The organism is Corynebacterium pseudodiphtheriticum DSM 44287 (genome assembly GCF_000688415.1).
In the GTDB taxonomy this organism is placed as follows: domain Bacteria; phylum Actinomycetota; class Actinomycetes; order Mycobacteriales; family Mycobacteriaceae; genus Corynebacterium; species Corynebacterium pseudodiphtheriticum.
On the sequence record NZ_JIAH01000010.1, the window covers coordinates 1 to 16538 of the forward strand.

The window sequence follows — 16538 nt, forward strand, 5'->3', positions numbered from 1 at the left end:
TCCTTAGTCACCTTCGCATCAATCGGATTCCCAACATTCTTGCCATCAGCATCAGTGATCTGAACCTTCGCAGGCTTCTCAGTAACACCATCACCCAAAGTTCCCTCAGGAACCGTAACAGTGATCTCACCAGACTGCGGATCAACAGCTACCGTCGCACCATCAACAGGCTTGTCATCAATAGTGACGGTACCGCCCATACCCTCAGTCGGATTAGCAACCTTCTGACCAATCTTGGTCGGCTTACCCTCAGGAACCTCATTGCCACCAGCAGTAGCATCACCAGAAATCGAAGGCGCAGGAACCTGCTTTTCATTTACCGTGGCTTGAACTTCTACAGTATCTGTCGACTTGTCAGGATACGTCACTTCAACAGGGATGCTGAAGCCACCGGTTTTAGCATTGTCAGTTGCCGACACGCTAACAGAGCCATCATTGTTGACCTGTACATTCACGCCGTCAGGGAAGTTCGGCTGCCCCTTGAGCTTATACGTCGTACCTCCAGGGGCAGCGTCAGTTTCTACATCAGGAGTTTCAACCTTATCGAAGCTTGGAGCATCGACCGCAGATTCTTGACCTTGATCCAGGGTCAGTGGCTTGTACGAAGGGGTCAATTCATCAGCAGTCCGCTTATCTGAGGGCTTGAATTCCACCTTCGCCGTATCAAATGAGCCATCATCATACGTGGCTTTAACCGGAACGGTTGTTTCCTGGTCTACAGGGTTTTCAAAAGAAACTACACCAGTTTCAGGATCAATACTTGCACCAGATGGGGCATTTTCACCGAGCTCGAAGGTTACCTTACCTGGTTTTTTACCTCGTTCTCAGGTTTCCCGTCTTGGTGAAAAGTTGGAACACCTGACGCCGTATCTCCAGGTGCCGGGTTCACATACTTAAAGTCAACCTGCTTGCTCTTGGAGGATGGCAGATCATTAACATCCATACATGCGCCAATGGATCCCATTGGTTGCTGATACCAGCCAAAGTTTGATCCAACACTCGTTTTGCCATTACCCAGCACGAAGCTACCTGTTTGACGGACAGATTCCATAGAAAGTGGCGAAACATGTTTCTGACCCGGACCACATTCAGCTGCACTCTGTGTCCTTCCCACCCCGACTACGATCTGCTGGTCATAATTCCATATAAATTCGTTTCCGGACGCGTCCTTCCAGCGCGCCTGCATTGGCACTGTTTCACTTGTGCCTTCTGCACGTTTTTGCAAACCAAAAAGAATTTGACCGGTATTAGGCACAACATACGGGTAGGCTGTTTGCGTGCCAGAGAGCTGAGCCTGCATCTCGCTAGTCTTGCCCTTCAAAGATTCAGGATCCCCAGCGTTTGAGCGAGCGACCCCGTACCAACCCGACGCAGTGAAGCCATAATTCAAGTCTCGAACTCGGAAAGTCGTCCCCCGAGGAAAGAAAAGGTTCAGCTGCTGTCCTTCAGTCTTCGGATTTTCACCTTTCGGAAGAGACAACACGCCGGTTGTCCTAACAGTCCGCGGACCTACCTCTCGGGTTCGCTTTCCAACCTCAATGTCTACAGCCTCTGCATTTGCATAAAAGGTCGGTGGATTTTGTTCTAATGTCTGCACGATCCGTTTTGGAGTTGCCTCCTGCGCCTGCGCCGCAGCCGAAATCTCAGGGTAGGCAACAGATTGCGCGAATGGTGCAACCAGCGCCACCGAAAGAGCAGCGGCCGCGATGGTAACGCCTTTACGGCGCACTGCCTTGTTCTTGGGAATTTGGTGATTCAAAATAATTCCTTCCGGGAATCAGACGTCGCCCCATATTTGGGGTCAGGGAATTTCAAGCTGAACAACAAGCTTGCTAGCGACAGAATACAGGCGTTTTTCAGGGATCGGCAAGCCCCATTCGGCTGAAACCTAGCAGCATACCTGGGTTTTCGCGTTACATTTCCGCACTCTTTCGAACAATAGAGAGCTCTTAGCTGTGCGTTTCCCAAAAATGTTGAACAACAATAGAACAAAAAATCTTTATGCTTATTGATAAAAATTACATTCTTGTAACGCTAGAGAATCAAGAAAGCCACAAATCGGCACGCACAAGGCGCGGAGCCGAAGGGTTATACGACAAAAAGCGTGTCCGTATCGGCGGGATTGACGCAGATAAAGACATAAAAACAACGCATTTATAACCCCCACAACGATATAAACGCCCCGAATACGCTCAATCCACGATCCAATGCAGAATCTGTGCTAAGCATGCGTGTTGCCTTAACGCATGAAGAAAAACAGACCACGATGCCCCGTATGCACTGGGACAATGAAGAAAAACGGCACAACAACCAAAGGCACAACCCGATGGCGTTGCACCTCACCAACCTGCGGGGCATCCACAACAAAAACACGTCCAGACCGCCAACTATCCGCAGACTTCAACACCTTCATTAGCTGCATCTGCGACAATGCCTCAATAACCGAAACCGCTGCTGACCACACCATAAGCCGACGCAGCCAGGAACGACGCTTCAACACCTTCTGGTTCATCGATATCGACCACCACATCGACACAGCCCGCATCTACGACCAAATCTTTATCGACGGAACCTACACCGGCGCCGGGTGCCTTCTTATCGCTGCCACACGTAACCACGTTGTCAATTGGGTATGGGCACACCACGAAACAACCGCGGCCTACCAGCAACTTCTCGAACCCCTACAAGCACCTGTCATGGTGGTCCTCGATGGTGGCCGCGGTGCCTATTACGCCATCAAACAAACCTGGCCAACAACCCGCATCCAACGATGCCTAGTCCATGCCCAACGCGTCGTGCGCAGACATCTCACCTCCCGACCACGCACCGATGCCGGCAAAACACTCTACAAACTAGCCCTCGACCTCACACGCATAACCACAATTGACCAAGCCGCACAATGGACCACCCACCTGCAAGAATTCGACACCGTCTACCGCACATGGATGGATGAAAAAACACTCAGCATCACAACCGGCAAGCGCGAATACACACATCTATCCGTGCGCAGGGCCTATAACAGCCTGAAACATCTCTACCAGCAACAATGGCTATTTAGATTTCTCCAGCCACCACAAACACCAACAACCAACGACTACCAGTGGGCATCAACTACCAACAGCCTAGAAGGCGGAGTCAACGCGCAACTGAAACTACTGACCAGAGGCTCCACCGCGGCAGATCAGGCGAGCGACAACGACGAATGCTCGAATGGTGGCTCTACCTGCACACTGAAAGCCCCCAGACCACCTATCGAAATAGCCAAACAACAAAACTGGGGGCGCGATGCACTCGCCAAAGTCAACGCCACGCCCCACAACGAGAACGAAGCCGACCACCAAACAGGACGACCAGCCCTCTACGACCAGGGTATCGATGTTGAATACACACACTCAATCGGTATCCGGAAAGGCCAGATCTAGGGAATTGGCGACACGCCGATCAGACACATTTTTGCTACTTAACCCAACCCCGACACGGGGTAGCAACCCCAGACACACTTTTTGTCGCATATCCCGAGCCGAATTACCTGACAAGGGAAAATAACAGTAATTCCCCTGGCGGTAATAAACCCCGCCAGGGGAAAATGAGCTGGAGACGAGACTCGAACTCGCAACCGACGCATTACAAGTGCGTTGCGCTACCAATTGCGCCACTCCAGCACCGTGCAACCGTTCCTCGCAACCACTGCTGCATCTACACAGCATTGCGGTATGCGCGGGGGCACGGGAAAACACTTTAGCCCAGGCGTCGGCAAGAGAAAAATTACCCCGCCAGCCAGGGCACTCTTCCTGGCAAAAAGCCACACCGCCAAAACATGTAAAATCCCCACAGACTGTACAGACCACCCCCAGCAACCGCGCGATATGAGGTATAGCCACTGTGTCTTGGTTGAACAACCTGAAAACAAACCTGCGGGGCACCGGCTCCAAAATATCCACCGTCGACGCCGCCAAAGCCGCTCCACCACCATCGCCACTGGCGCCGGTGGACCTCACCAACCCCGCACACCTGACCGGAGTCATGGAAATCGCCGCCCGCATCGGCGAAATCCTGATCTCATCCGGCAACTCCAACTCGGACGTGCGCGCACAAATCCACTCCGTGCTTAGCGCCTACGGCCTGTACCAGGCACACGTGGATATCACCACAAAAACAATCACCATCCACGCCAATATCGGCACCATCAACGAGCGCATCCCCGTCAACGTCTTCCGCGTGGCACCAGACCTGACGGTGGACTTCTCCAAACTCACCGCCGTGGACCGGCTAATCCGCTCCATCCAGTCCGGTGCCACCCCACCAGAGCGCGCCGAGCAGATCCTCGACAACATCATGGCCGAAGTACCGCCACACTCGCCGAAGATGGTCAACGTCGGCTGGGGCATGCTGGGCGGCGGTGTATCCGTGATGCTCGGTGGCGACGCCGCAGTGGGAATCCTGGCGTTCATCATCTCGTTTGCGATCATGGCCACCAACTCCTGGCTGTCGAAATTCCGGCTGCCCGCGTTTTACCAAAACGTGGTGGGCGGATTCATCGCCACGGTGCCCGCAGCTGGGTTTTATACCTTCGCGGGCAATATCGGCTGGACCTTCTCGCCGTCATACCTGATTGCTTCCGGCATCATCGTGCTGGTGGCAGGTTTGACGCTGGTGCAGTGCTTTGTCGATGGCATCACCGGCGCCCCGGTCTCCTCCGCAGCGCGCTTATTCGAAGCCATTCTGATGACCGGCGCCATCGTAGGTGGCGTGGCACTAGGCATTCAATTCGCCATCCTGGTCGGCTGGCAGCTACCACCGCTAGAGCACACCAGCCCACCAAACGCACACGAGATCCCGCTGCGCATTGTGCTCGGCGCGCTTTCTTCTGCTGGTTTCGCCTTCGCGTGCCAGGCGCGCCGTGCCGCAGTGGCGGTGGCCGGCGCCACCGCTGGAGCAGGCATGATCTTCTACTACGGCATCATGGTGCCCCTTGGCGCCGGCGTGGTGCTGGCCTCGGGCGTAACCGCGGGAATCATCGGCCTGGCCGGTGGTTTGCTGGCTCGCCGTTATGAAATCCCACCACTAATCGTCGCCGTGTGCGGCTATACCCCCATGCTTCCCGGTTTGATGCTCTACCGCGGCATGTACGCGATGATCAACGAGCAAGCCATCGTCGGCTTTTCCAATGCCGGTGGCGCCATCGCCATCTCCGCAGCCCTGGCAGCCGGTGTGGTCTTCGGCGAAAAAGTAGCCCGCAACCTACGCCGCCCCCGCTCCTACCGCGCCTACGCCGCCGTGCAACGCGCCGGACGGTTCTCTTACCGCCAGGCCGCCAAAGCCGCCGCCAAAGGCAGCTCCGCAGCGCGGCGCATCCCCCGCGGCAACAGCGGAACCAACGCGGGCAAGCAGGCGTCGGCAAGCACCAACGTCAACAGCGACGCGCACGCCGCGCAAACACGGCCCTCAGAAACCCAGACCTCACAGCGCAAAACTGACCACACATAGCGTAGAATGGCTTAGTTGTAGGTAAGACGCACAGCGTTGTAGGTAAAACGCACAGCAGACCCAAAAACGATACCGTTCCAGGAGGAAGCACTCCATGCCACCAAAGGTCACTGACAAGCATCCCGAAGTAGAACAAGAACAGGCAGTCGAAGAACAAACCGCTTCTGCCGCCCGGCGCATCGTTGCCACCTACGCCGAAGACTTCATGGATGGCGTGACCCTGATGTGCATGCTCGGTGTAGAACCAGAAGGGCTCGTGCACTCCAAGGTTTTGGCCGAGCAAAACCCGCAGCCGGCAGACGATTCTGCAGAGGGCTCCGGCACGGCCAAAAAGACCACCAAAAAGACTTCCAAGAAGGCATCGAAGAAAGCCACCAAGAAGTCCAGCAAAAAGTCGACGAAGAAGACTGCTAAAAAGGCCTCCAAGAAGTCGACGAAGAAGACCGCAAAGAAGTCTGCGAAAAAGACCTCTAAGAAGGCCACCAAGAAATCCACAGCCAAGAAATCTGCTGACTAAGCCTGCCGGAACGGTGGCACGGTGAATAAACGAAATGGTGATTGAGGTACCACGGTGAGTGTTGGGCACAACGGGCACGGCGTCGGCGCGCATGATTTCGTGGTGGTCGCGAACCGCCTGCCCGTGGACCTGCTCAACAACGCCGACGGCACCACAGAATGGAAAGCCTCGCCCGGCGGGCTGGTCTCTGCGCTTTCCCCCATTTTAGAATCCCGGCAAGGCTGCTGGGTTGGCTGGCCCGGTGTGGCTGATGCCAGCCCCGAACCGTTTTACAACGACGCCGGGGCACTGCTGCACCCGGTCACGCTTTCAGAATACGACTACGAGGCGTTTTACGAAGGATTTTCCAACGCCACCCTGTGGCCGCTCTACCACGACCTGATTGTTCCCCCGACCTACCACCGCGAATGGTGGACGGCCTACCGCGAAGTCAATACACGCTTCGCCGAACACGCCGCCGCCGTGGCCGCACCCGGGGCCACCGTGTGGGTGCAGGACTACCAACTGCAATTAGTCCCCGGCATTCTGCGCCAACTACGCCCAGACGTGCGCATCGGTTTTTTTGCGCACATCCCTTTCCCACACCCAGATATCTTCCGACAACTGCCCTGGCGCCACGAAATCATCCGTGGGCTACTGGGCGCCGATGTGGTGGGATTTCAGCTCACCACCGATGCCAACCACTTCTTACAGCTGGTGGCAGCAGGATATGGGGTTTCCAACCATGATGCCCGCGATAGCCTGGAATCGGCGCCGCGGGGGCAGGGTTTTTCTGCACTAGGTACTGCGAGTTTGCGGGAAATTACTGCGCGCATTACCACCCCGGATTCCCGCGAGGTTGGGGTTGCTGCATTCCCTATCTCTTTGGATTCTGCAGCGCAGCTGGAATTCACAGACGCTGATGCTGCAGAAATCGCGAGCCTACGGGCAGCGCTTGGCAACCCACAGGTGGTGTTTTTAGGTGTGGACCGGCTGGATTACACCAAAGGCATCGTCGAACGACTACAAGCTTTTGAAGAATTGCTAGAAGCCGGGGTGCTGCATCCGCGCGAAGTATCCTTCGTGCAACTGGCCACCCCCTCCCGCGAGCGCATCGAGCACTACCGCAAAACCCGCTCGGTGGTGGAAGAAACCGTCGGGCGCATCAACGGACGTTTTTCCACCTTCGGCCACCCCGTGGTGCACTACCAGCACACCAGCGTGCCCAAACAAACACTGCGCCGCTACTACCGCCTGGCCGATGTCATGGTGGTCACCCCGTTTAAAGACGGCATGAACCTGGTGGCGAAGGAATACGTCGCCTGCCACAACGACGGCACCGGCGCGTTGGTGCTTTCCGAATTTGCGGGCGCAGCCAACGAATTACCGCAAGCCGTGCTGTGCAATCCTTTCGATATGGAATCGATCAAAGCCGCGATGGTCACCGCCGTGGCCGGGTTGCGCGAGCACCCGGAGCGCATGCGGGACCGTATGCAGCACATGCACGCCCACGTGTTGGAATACGACGTAGCCCGGTGGGCGCAGTCTTTCCTGTCCAACTTGGATAGGTTCGGCTCGGAAGAACTCAACCCGAGCAAATTCGCTGCCGGAAGTGGTGAGCGCCCATGAGGCTGAGCTTTAGCCGCAGGCACAGCTACAACACCGGCCACAGCGGCAGTTACAGCGCCAGCTGCAACACCAGTTGCAGCCGCAACCACGGCCCGAACCGAAGGCGTCGACAAGTGCTGGCCGGGGTGCTGCTCAGCGCCAGTGTGGGCTTAGCTGCCTGCGGGCACGAAGAAACCGGCGCCCTATTAGATTCCACATGGCAGATCACCCACATCTATTCCGCGCCAGAAGACCCCACCGAAGTACCAACCGATATCGCCGGGGTACCACGCCTAGGCTTTAGCCAGAACAGCATGGCGGGATACACCGGCTGCGCACCACTGCAGGCCCAGGTGAGTTTCAGCGATGACTCCGGCGCGTCCGTCGCCGCTAGTGATGCCAGCTTTGTGCTGCTCAATGAAGTCATCAGCGACGAGATCGACACCGAATGCACCGGAACCGCCGCTTGGGTACACAGCCACATTGCCGGCTTGTTGCAGTCCGGCAACCGCTTCGCCTTGCACTTTGACAGCCGCGGCGAGCTAGTCATGCAGCTTGACGACGGGCAGCCGATCAATTCACCTGCACTGCGCATGTTCGTGCTGTAGTAGCCCACCCGCCGAGCCACTATCATGTGGGGCATGAACACCCCGCACTCTCTGGCCACACACCCAGCTTTTGTGGCAGCCGCAGAAAGCCCACGCCTGCTAGTCGTCTCCGATTTCGATGGCACGTTGGCGGGTTTTGATCCTGACCCCTATGCCGTGCACGCCCACCCCGGTTCGCTACAAGCGCTGCGGGAACTATCCGAGCTGCTCAACACCACCGTCGGGGTGCTATCCGGCCGACACGTAGCTGGTTTAGAAAAAGTATGCCCACTGGAACCGCCCATATTGCTGGTTGGCTCGCACGGAGCAGAAGACCGCGACGGGGCCACGGTGCCACTGACTGCGAAGCAACAGAACTTCTTAGACGACGTCGGCGCCGAGCTGGAAGCTTTAGCCACACAACACCCGGGCACCTACGTGGAGAACAAGCCGTTCCAGCGGGTGTTTCATGTTGCTCCCCTGGCAGTGGAGGACCCAGCGGCTGCACAAGAGATCCTAGAGCGTGCCCGCCAGGTCGATGCGCGCGGGTTCCCCGTCACCCCCGGAAAGAATTTGGTGGAGTTTTCTGCCCTAGAAATCACAAAAGGCACCTGGCTGCAGCGCGAAAAACAACGCTTACAGGCAGATGCCGTGGTGTTCATCGGCGACGATACCACCGATGAAAATGCCTTCGCCGTGCTCGGCCCCAATGATGTGAGCATCAAGGTCGGGGCCGGTGCTACCTGCGCGGGCCACCGGGTCGCAGATATTGACGAGGTGGCGAATGTATTGCAGGACCTGGCGGCCCGGCGCGGCAGGTACCTCGCTAGGGCTTAAACGGCCGGGGGCGAAGGCGGCAGCGAGGATTTTAGTGCTCGTCCCAGTGGCCATCGTGGAATGCGTGACGGTGGCCATCGTGCACGTAGTCCACATGGTCATCGTGTGGCACAGCGACGTGTCCGCAATTTGGGCCATGCTCGTGCTCGTGGGTTTCGTGTGGCTGGTGCTGCTCGTTTTCGCACTCGTCCCAGTGGCCTTCGTGCTCGCGGTGCAGGTGGCCGTCGTGCACGTAGTCGACGTGATCATCGTGTGGGATAGCAACGTGACCGCAGTTTGGGCCGTGCTGGTGGGTGTGCTCTTCGTGGATTGCGTGAGTCATTTTCTGACATCCCTTCCGCCTCGTTTTCAGTACATTTTCATTAAACATCATTGTCGATGGATTTTCAACAAGCGGACGTTAATGAAAATGACACCGTTTACGGCTTAAGCATGACCTTGATGGCTTCACGACGGTCCATAGCCGCATAACCTGCGGCAGCATCATCCAGCGACAGAGTTTTATCGAAAACATCACCCGGTGTGATCTTGCCCGCAAAGATTAAATCAACCAATTCTGGCAGGTATTTGCGCACTGGAGCCGGGCCACCTTCCAACGAAACCATCGAAGCGAATAAATCCTTGCCATCCAGTTGCACCCCATGGCTAACACCAACGAAGCCCACATTGCCGCCGCGGCGGGTAGCACCAATGGCTTGTTTCATTGAACCGTCCGTGCCCACGGCCTCGACACAACCATGCAAGCCCACACCGTCGGTCAGTTCTTTTACTTTTTCAATAAATTCCTCACCACGCTCGGCGATAATGTCCGTAGCACCGAATTTCTTCGCTAGCTCCTGGCGGGTTTCATGGCGGGACGAGACCACAATGCGCTCCGCGCCCATCTGCTTGGCAGCCAGAACCGCAGACAAGCCCACGGCACCATCGCCAACTACGCCGATAATCTTGCCTGCACCAGCACCTGCAACATCTGCGCCATACCAGCCAGTACCCAACACATCAGAGGCAGCCAGCACGTGACGCAACTGGTCCTCATTTGGTTCGGCAGGCAACTTCACCAGGGTGCCGTCGGCAAGCGGGACACGAGCATATTCCGCCTGGGTGCCCACACCACCCATAAACTCGCGGTTTAAGCAGCCAGAGGGGTAACCCGCCTGGCAGATTTCACATTTACCGCAGCTAGCGACGAAAGAACCAACAACCCAGTCGCCAACCTGAATATCCTGAACCTCAGAACCGATTTCGGTGACTTGGCCGACATACTCGTGGCCCATACGAGCACCTGGGTCTACCTCTTCGTCACTGCGGTACGGCCAAAGGTCAGAGCCGCACACGCAAGCCGCCGCAACTTTGATAACGGCGTCGGTAGGTTTTTCTAGTCGTGCATCAGCGACATTTTCAACACGAATATCACCGGCAGCATGGATGGTCACAGCGCGCATGTATGTGCACTCTCCTTGTCATGATTGGATTTCTGCTTTTGTGCAGAATCCCGATTCTAAGAAGCGCAACACACTGGGGCTGGGTGCAATTTTCAATAAGGAATGACAAGCCAGGAAAATGCAGTTGACACGGCAACTTTATGCAATCTGCTACGCGCAGCCGCTTAGCTGCGGGCAAACTTTTTCTGCCAAGCCGTGTCGAATTCCGGCAATGTCCAACCAATTGGCTCCGGCATCCCGTATTCGTCGACAAGTACACGGAGCGCCTCATCCGGGCAATCCCTTACCGCTGCAGCCAGCTGTGTTCTGCGCCAGTTTTCACGCGCTGTACGTAGGTGTTGCTGCCATTTACTGTTATCAACATCAAGCTTGAACTCCACGCGCAGCATTTCCAAGACGTCTTCCAAGCATGGCCGAAAGCGATGCCCACCAGTAGGGAAATGCAATTCTGATAGCCGCGTGCCCCGCCGAAAATAATTACGCACTTTCTTTGTCCGCTCAACATCAAATTTGGAAGCAAAGCCCATGAGATGCGTGAATTCATCACGATGCGCATGGACATGAATGTGCGAACTCGGGCGGTGAAAATCCTGCTCCTTGACGTACTCCACACGAAACAACGGTGCTTCGGTATCACTGCCATAAGGCATCACACGAATCGAGGACTTCTCAACCGCTAGATGCTTCCCTTGAGAATCCCAAGTGCAATTAATCTTCATCCCCAGGCCTAAAACCGGCCATCCCCGAGACTTCAACTTCACCACTTTGGGTAAGTCTTCTTTCTGCGCGAACTGAATAACAATGGAATTACCGCGTGCGGATTGCGCAATCACGGTTTCAAGAACAAAGTCATTGTCAGCAAAATATTCCAGCGCATCCGTCAATGTCCAAGCCAGCTCATCAGCTTTAGCCTCTAACAATTTTTCATCAGCACTACTCAATGCCAAGCAACCACCTTAAAGTTTCAATCCGGTCCCACACACCCGCTTCTTTCGGGGAAAGGCTATACGTGTAAGCGCGTGCTTCAAATTCTTCGATTCCACCTTCCACGCTTGCCTCTAAATCCTGTAATTGCCGGGCGGCTTCTTCTTCTGTCAGATGGATATGGCGAACGGCCATCATTTCCTCCTTTCCATCACGTCGATATTCTGCCTTCTACCGCTCACATAACTACAGATTCTGCGCAATTTCCATAGAACGCGAGTTCTAATTATGTGGTGGGGCTACCGTAGAACCGGAATATAACGAAGTCCCCAAAATCCTGCGCACAGGCGTACTATCCGGCTCGTCAATCAACCCACGCAGCACACGCCCGGCCGCAGCCCCCTTGGCTTTGTTCGGCTGGATGATCGTCGTCAAACCAGCATGCCGAGCCTCAGAAATACCATCGAACCCAGTCACCGAAAGCTGTTCCGGAACCGAAATCCCGCGCTCACGGGCCTCGTTCAACACCGCCAAAGCCATGGAATCAGTAGTGCAGACAATCGCGGTCAGTTCTGGATGCTTATCCAGCATCTCGCGGGCGGCACTGCGCGCATTATTGGCGTCGTTAATATGCCGTGAAATCACCGGAATCTGCACGGGATCCAGCCCGGCGCGCTGGCACTCATCCAACACCCCGGAAACACGCCCGCGCTGCACGTGCATGTCTGCGCCAGGAATATCGGCTGCAGCCACTGCCCCATCAACGCGCTGCTGGAATAAACGAATCGCAAGCACGCCTATGCGCCGGTGGCCCGCCTCCAGCACGGCGCGGGCGGCCGGGCGGATCGCGGCGTCGTCATCAATACCCACAAACGGCGCGCCGGAATCCGTCGGCTGGTCACACACCACCACCGGCAACCCACGCGCGCGGGCAGCCCGCAAATAGGGATCGTTTGCAGCCACCGAATAAATAATGAAACCATCCACCCCAGCCTGGTTCACTGCAGTGGTGGCTGCGGTAGTGGTGGCGTCGGCAAGCGTGTCCGGGCCCGCGGGAATCAACGTCAACGAAAAATCGGTGCCGTGGGTGGACTCGGCAATTCCGGCCAAAAAATCCACCGAAGCCATGTCCTCGAAGGCATAAGACAGATGTTCGGTTAGCACCACACCCCAGGAACCAGCATGTTTGGTGCGCAGCGAACGCGCCGTAGGGTCCGGCCCCGGGTAACCGCGGGCTTTCGCAGCCGCCATGATGCGCTCACGGGTGGCCGCGGACAACTGATCCGGGCGGTTATAGGCATTAGAAACCGTCGTACGGGATACGCCCAGATCGGCGGCAATCGATGCCAAAGTTCCTTTGCTGAGCCCAGACCGTGATCGCGGTGCCATGCGGGTGATTCTACCGGGCTTCGGCCAGGCCATTCTTCACCGCCTTGACGACGAACGAGCCCTCCGAGTTTTGCGGCCCGCTACAGTCCAGGAAGACGCCGTCAAGCTGCTTATTTTCACTAGATTTTCAATTGACAACTGTTTTCACCACAACCATAGTGTTAACTATGATCACACAACGTCGAGGAGTCTTGACCGCAACCGCCACCGCCGCCATGATGTTCCTGGCAGCCTGCTCATCGGGAGAAACAGAAAACACCGCCACGTCGGCAAGCAACGGCGATACCGCCGCGGGCGGCGAAGGCACCATCGAAATCGTAGCCTCGACTAGCGTGTGGGGCGATCTCACCAAAGCCGTCATCGACGACGAATCCATCGCGAATATCCGCACCATCATCAGCGACACCAACACCGACCCCCACCACTTCGAACCCACCGCAGCTGACCTGGCACGCGCCAACGAAGCCGACGTCGTGGTTGCTGGTGGCGGCGGATACGACGCCTGGCTCTACGAACCGCTCGACGAAGACATCGTCATCCACGCCCTGCCACTAACCCCGCACGAACACAACTCCGGCAACGAAAAACCAGAAGGCACCGAGGCACACGCCCAGTACTACGGCGACAACGACACCTTCGACGTCGCCAACAACGAACACGTCTGGTTCGACACCAAAGCACTATCCACCGTGGCCAACGGCGTTGCCGACCGCATCAAAGAAACCCACCCAGATGCGCCACTGAAAATCGACGAACTCAACGCCGAACTAGATGAGATCGCCGCACAAATCAAGGCCCTGCCAGCCATCAACATCGCGCAAACGCACCCGATCGCCGACTACATCCTCACCCACACAAAGATGGACGAAGTCACCCCAGAGTCATACCGGCACGCCACGCTGAACCACAGCGATGCCGCCGCCGCCGACCTGGCCTCATTCCTCGAACTCATCGAAAACGACGAACTCGACGTACTCATCTACAACCCGCAAACCGAAACCGACCTGACCAAACGCATCCGCGAAGCCGCCGAAGCCAAAGACATCCCGATGGTCCCAGTCGGTGAAACCCCGCTCAACGGCGAAAACTTCCTGGAATACTTCCACTCCGTCGTCGATGACCTGGAAGCAGCCGCCGCAAAGGCGAGCGCATAAACCACAATGCCGATTCAGTTTTCCAACGCCGGTGTAGACCCGCTATGGAGCGGTCTGGACTTGAACGTACAACCCGGCGAATTCATCGCCATTTTGGGGCCGAACGGCTCCGGCAAATCGACGCTGCTGAACACAGTCCTGGGCACCCGCACGCTGACTACTGGCTCCGTGCGCGTCGACGGGCGCATCGGCTATATCCCGCAACAGCACATGTTTGATAAACATCTGCCGGTGCGAGCACGGGACTTGGTGTCGCTATCCCTCGGCCACGGGGTGTTTTCGGGGCGTCGGCCGAGCAAACACGCCGTCGACGAGGCACTAGCCTACGTCGGCGCAGAAGGCATCGCGGACCGATCCGTCGGCACGCTTTCCGGTGGCCAACAGCAGCTGATCCGCCAAGCCCAAGCCTTTGGCACGGACCCGGACGTGGTGCTTGCCGACGAACCCCTGCTCTCGCTAGACATGGCCCGCGAGCACGATACCGTCGCCCGGCTACACGAACACCGAGCGGCGGTCCTGTTTGTCACCCACGGCATCAACCCAATCCTGGATGTCGTCGACCGCGTGCTGTACCTGGCACCCCGCGGGCACATGCTGGGAACAATCGACGAAGTTATGCAAACCCAGGTGCTCAGCGAGCTGTACGGCACGCACGTAGAAGTAGCAACCGTCAACGGGAAGCTGGTGGTGGTCTAGTGAGTTATTGGGAAGATACCGCCTATTTGCTCTCGGTGGGCTTTGTGCAGCAGGCGCTGATTGCCTCTGCCCTGCTGGGGGTTTTATCCGGTGTGATCACCAGTTTGATTGTGCTGCGGCACATGTCGTTTTCCGTGCACGCAACCTCGGAGCTGGCACTGATGGGTGCTGCGGCCGCGTTATTGTTCGGCATCAATATCGGCTTCGGCGCAATCATCGGCTCGATTACCGCGGCGGTGATCCTGGCGGTACTCGGGCTGCGGGGTAACCAAGATTCTGCGATTGGTGTGGTCATGAGCTTCGGCTTGGGCCTATCCGTGCTGTTCATCCACCTGTACCCAGGCAACACGACGACGGCGATGTCGTTGCTGACCGGGCAGATCGTCGGTGTCTCCGGCGCATCGACGTGGATGTTAGCGGCAACCACGGTGGTGATCACGGCGTTGATCATCGTGCTGTGGCGCCCCCTGCTGTTTGCCTCGGTAGATCCGCTGATGGCACAAGCCGCCGGAGTTCCCGTGCGCGGGCTGGCCGTGTTGTTCGCGGTGATGGTGGGTTTGACCGCCGCGCAATCCGTGCAGATCGTCGGTGCGTTGCTGGTGATGGCACTACTGATTACCCCAGGTGCAGCCGCGGTACAGGTGACGTCCTCGCCGGTGAAATCCGTGGTGCTCTCGGTGGTATTCGCTGAAATCGCCGCCGTCGGTGGTTTGGTTGCTTCCCTGGCGCCAGGCCTGCCGGTTTCGGTGTTCGTGACGACGATTTCCTTTGTGATTTATTTACTGTGCCGGATTATCGGGAATTTGCGCAGTCGCAAGACTTCCCGTGATGAGGTCGCTTATGCACGCCGCGTGAAAGCATTGGGTGTAGGAAACGATGCCACTGTGCAACCGCACCACGTCGCGCAGGATGCTGGCGGCGCTCTGGATACTGGCGGCGATGGAAAAGATGACCGGGGCTGAGCTAACGGCGCGGGCTCGGAACGGCGCGGGTAGCGGGCTCGGGTCTCGGCCCGGCGCGGGTACAGGCTCAGGTCTCGGCCCGGCGCGGGTAGCGGGCAATAAAACAACACAAAACCGGGGCTTGCAGCCTGCCAGCTAGTGCTGGTGGTGGCTGCAAGCCCCGGTTGTTATTCGCGATAAGTTTTCGCCTAGAGCGTGGCGGTGCCTAGGGCGTAGTGGTTATCGCTTAGGGCAAGTGTTTACTTCTTCCCGTTGTCCCACTGGTTATCGGTGCTCCACTGGGTGGTTTCTGCGTTGGCATCTACACCATCAGCGGTGGAGTTGTTGCCAGCTGCGTTATCGAAGTTCGGGGTAGAAAAGTCTTGGTCGTCAGAGTATTCCTGCCCGGAGCTCTGGCCGTAATTCTGGGTGGAGTTCTGGCTGGAGAAGTTCTCGCCGCCGAAGTTCTGCTCAGCACCGGCGATACCGGAGCCAGCAACGCCAGAACCAGCAACGCCAGCGCCGACAGCCTGCTGGTTATCAGCAGTTTCTTTTTCTTCCTTGCGCTTACGGAACGGCGCGACAAACAAGTGATCCAGCGAGGCCCGACCAGCACCGGCAGCAGACAGTGCCAAACCAGCAGCTCCGATTACGGCAACAAACTCCCAGCCGCCGTCGGAAACAAAGATGCCGGAATCGCGGTGCGCAAACCACGCAGCACCGGCCATCTGCACGAACAGTACCGGGCCAACCAGGCGCACCAGCAGGCCGAGGATGATGGCTGCGCCACCACCAATTTCAAACCAGGTAGCAACCTGTGCGGAAATCTCTGGGGAAGGCACACCCATTTCCTGGAAGGAGCTTGCGGTGCCGTCGATGGTCCATTCATTAAACTTCTGCCAGCCGTGCGCGATGAGCACGCCACCCAGAATGATGCGGGCGATAAGCAGGAAAATATCTCTGATGACAGTCATAGC

The 16538-nt window shown here is 57.1% G+C and carries 18 protein-coding genes, 1 tRNA gene and 1 pseudogene; 10 read left to right on the forward strand and 10 right to left on the reverse strand.

Going from position 1 to position 16538, the window contains the following annotated elements:
- The 3 genes and pseudogenes from O146_RS11640 to O146_RS0108315 all read right to left on the reverse strand — a co-directional run.
- A partial coding sequence (locus O146_RS11640) for a YPDG domain-containing protein (RefSeq protein ID WP_035000723.1) occupies positions 1-653 on the reverse strand: 653 nt, incomplete at its 3' end.
- Between the two features lie 51 nt (positions 654-704).
- Positions 705-758: pseudogene (locus O146_RS13245) on the reverse strand (hypothetical protein); the annotation flags it as partial.
- A gap of 38 nt (positions 759-796) precedes the next feature.
- The gene (locus tag O146_RS0108315) at positions 797-1759 is read right to left on the reverse strand and encodes a hypothetical protein (protein WP_027018176.1); all 963 of its coding nucleotides are present in this window, start codon (positions 1757-1759) and stop codon (positions 797-799) included.
- Between the two features lie 242 nt (positions 1760-2001).
- On the opposite strand from O146_RS0108315, the gene O146_RS12665 reads away from it, so the two are divergent.
- A complete protein-coding gene (locus O146_RS12665; RefSeq protein ID WP_155896254.1) occupies positions 2002-2160 on the forward strand; it encodes a hypothetical protein in 159 nt (52 codons plus the stop codon).
- 86 nt (positions 2161-2246) lie between these two features.
- Positions 2247-3422, forward strand: coding sequence for an IS1249 family transposase (locus O146_RS11645; protein ID WP_279625088.1), 1176 nt, complete (start codon positions 2247-2249; stop codon positions 3420-3422).
- A gap of 167 nt (positions 3423-3589) precedes the next feature.
- Here O146_RS11645 and O146_RS0108325 read toward each other — a convergent pair.
- Positions 3590-3662, reverse strand: a tRNA-Thr gene (locus O146_RS0108325).
- A gap of 220 nt (positions 3663-3882) precedes the next feature.
- Between O146_RS0108325 and thrE the strand changes: the two genes are divergently transcribed.
- The 5 genes from thrE to otsB all read left to right on the forward strand — a co-directional run bounded on the left by thrE (position 3883) and on the right by otsB (position 9015).
- On the forward strand, positions 3883-5487 hold the full coding sequence (thrE, locus tag O146_RS11650; RefSeq protein WP_023018379.1) for a threonine/serine exporter ThrE: 1605 nt from the start codon (positions 3883-3885) through the stop codon (positions 5485-5487).
- Between the two features lie 94 nt (positions 5488-5581).
- Positions 5582-6004 (forward strand): hypothetical protein, encoded by a 423-nt coding sequence (locus O146_RS11655; protein ID WP_021352422.1) that lies wholly within the window; start codon positions 5582-5584, stop codon positions 6002-6004.
- 54 nt (positions 6005-6058) lie between these two features.
- Entirely contained in the window at positions 6059-7612 is a 1554-nt protein-coding gene (locus tag O146_RS11660; RefSeq protein ID WP_051619355.1) for an alpha,alpha-trehalose-phosphate synthase (UDP-forming), read from the forward strand.
- Positions 7609-8199 (forward strand): hypothetical protein, encoded by a 591-nt coding sequence (locus O146_RS0108345; RefSeq protein WP_155896255.1) that lies wholly within the window; start codon positions 7609-7611, stop codon positions 8197-8199. The genes O146_RS11660 and O146_RS0108345 overlap by 4 nt, the downstream gene beginning before the upstream one ends.
- A gap of 33 nt (positions 8200-8232) precedes the next feature.
- Positions 8233-9015, forward strand: coding sequence for a trehalose-phosphatase (otsB, locus tag O146_RS0108350; RefSeq protein ID WP_051619371.1), 783 nt, complete (start codon positions 8233-8235; stop codon positions 9013-9015).
- A 31-nt stretch (positions 9016-9046) separates the two neighbouring features.
- On the opposite strand, the gene O146_RS0108355 is transcribed toward otsB, so the two are convergent.
- The 5 genes from O146_RS0108355 to O146_RS0108375 all read right to left on the reverse strand — a co-directional run bounded on the left by O146_RS0108355 (position 9047) and on the right by O146_RS0108375 (position 12770).
- Positions 9047-9337: a hypothetical protein gene (locus O146_RS0108355; RefSeq protein ID WP_027018179.1), complete on the reverse strand. Its 291-nt coding sequence runs from the start codon at positions 9335-9337 to the stop codon at positions 9047-9049.
- 97 nt (positions 9338-9434) lie between these two features.
- Entirely contained in the window at positions 9435-10457 is a 1023-nt protein-coding gene (locus tag O146_RS0108360; protein WP_027018180.1) for a zinc-binding dehydrogenase, read from the reverse strand.
- A gap of 164 nt (positions 10458-10621) precedes the next feature.
- Entirely contained in the window at positions 10622-11404 is a 783-nt protein-coding gene (locus O146_RS12230) for a hypothetical protein (RefSeq protein ID WP_155896256.1), read from the reverse strand.
- Positions 11391-11579, reverse strand: coding sequence for a hypothetical protein (locus O146_RS0108370; RefSeq protein ID WP_027018181.1), 189 nt, complete (start codon positions 11577-11579; stop codon positions 11391-11393). Before O146_RS0108370 ends, O146_RS12230 begins: the two co-directional genes overlap by 14 nt.
- A gap of 84 nt (positions 11580-11663) precedes the next feature.
- Positions 11664-12770: a LacI family DNA-binding transcriptional regulator gene (locus O146_RS0108375; RefSeq protein WP_027018182.1), complete on the reverse strand. Its 1107-nt coding sequence runs from the start codon at positions 12768-12770 to the stop codon at positions 11664-11666.
- 167 nt (positions 12771-12937) lie between these two features.
- Here O146_RS0108375 and O146_RS0108380 point away from each other — a divergent pair, with 167 nt between their 5' ends.
- Genes O146_RS0108380 through O146_RS11670 form a run of 3 tightly spaced genes read left to right on the forward strand, consistent with a single transcriptional unit; the run spans position 12938 to position 15582 of the window.
- The gene (locus O146_RS0108380; protein ID WP_081820619.1) at positions 12938-13924 is read left to right on the forward strand and encodes a metal ABC transporter solute-binding protein, Zn/Mn family; all 987 of its coding nucleotides are present in this window, start codon (positions 12938-12940) and stop codon (positions 13922-13924) included.
- 6 nt (positions 13925-13930) lie between these two features.
- The gene (locus O146_RS0108385; protein WP_027018184.1) at positions 13931-14620 is read left to right on the forward strand and encodes a metal ABC transporter ATP-binding protein; all 690 of its coding nucleotides are present in this window, start codon (positions 13931-13933) and stop codon (positions 14618-14620) included.
- Positions 14620-15582, forward strand: coding sequence for a metal ABC transporter permease (locus O146_RS11670; RefSeq protein WP_035000725.1), 963 nt, complete (start codon positions 14620-14622; stop codon positions 15580-15582). Before O146_RS0108385 ends, O146_RS11670 begins: the two co-directional genes overlap by 1 nt.
- A gap of 239 nt (positions 15583-15821) precedes the next feature.
- On the opposite strand, the gene O146_RS13175 is transcribed toward O146_RS11670, so the two are convergent.
- Complete coding sequence (locus tag O146_RS13175; protein ID WP_081820620.1) at positions 15822-16535, reverse strand: DoxX family protein; 714 nt, start codon at positions 16533-16535, stop codon at positions 15822-15824.
- Positions 16536-16538 lie beyond the last annotated feature (3 nt).

Bases quoted from the DNA above. Each gene is read 5' to 3' on its own strand.
- O146_RS0108370 (WP_027018181.1), bottom strand. From the start codon at position 11,579: ATGATGGCCGTTCGCCATATCCATCTGACAGAAGAAGAAGCCGCCCGG.
- O146_RS0108360 (WP_027018180.1), bottom strand. From the start codon at position 10,457: ATGCGCGCTGTGACCATCCATGCTGCCGGTGATATTCGTGTTGAAAAT.
- O146_RS13175 (WP_081820620.1), bottom strand. From the start codon at position 16,535: ATGACTGTCATCAGAGATATTTTCCTGCTTATCGCCCGCATCATTCTG.
- O146_RS0108380 (WP_081820619.1), top strand. From the start codon at position 12,938: ATGATCACACAACGTCGAGGAGTCTTGACCGCAACCGCCACCGCCGCC.
- O146_RS0108345 (WP_155896255.1), top strand. From the start codon at position 7,609: ATGAGGCTGAGCTTTAGCCGCAGGCACAGCTACAACACCGGCCACAGC.
- O146_RS0108385 (WP_027018184.1), top strand. From the start codon at position 13,931: ATGCCGATTCAGTTTTCCAACGCCGGTGTAGACCCGCTATGGAGCGGT.
- O146_RS11645 (WP_279625088.1), top strand. From the start codon at position 2,247: ATGAAGAAAAACAGACCACGATGCCCCGTATGCACTGGGACAATGAAG.
- O146_RS12665 (WP_155896254.1), top strand. From the start codon at position 2,002: ATGCTTATTGATAAAAATTACATTCTTGTAACGCTAGAGAATCAAGAA.
- O146_RS0108375 (WP_027018182.1), bottom strand. From the start codon at position 12,770: ATGGCACCGCGATCACGGTCTGGGCTCAGCAAAGGAACTTTGGCATCG.
- O146_RS0108355 (WP_027018179.1), bottom strand. From the start codon at position 9,337: ATGACTCACGCAATCCACGAAGAGCACACCCACCAGCACGGCCCAAAC.
- O146_RS11655 (WP_021352422.1), top strand. From the start codon at position 5,582: ATGCCACCAAAGGTCACTGACAAGCATCCCGAAGTAGAACAAGAACAG.
- otsB (WP_051619371.1), top strand. From the start codon at position 8,233: ATGAACACCCCGCACTCTCTGGCCACACACCCAGCTTTTGTGGCAGCC.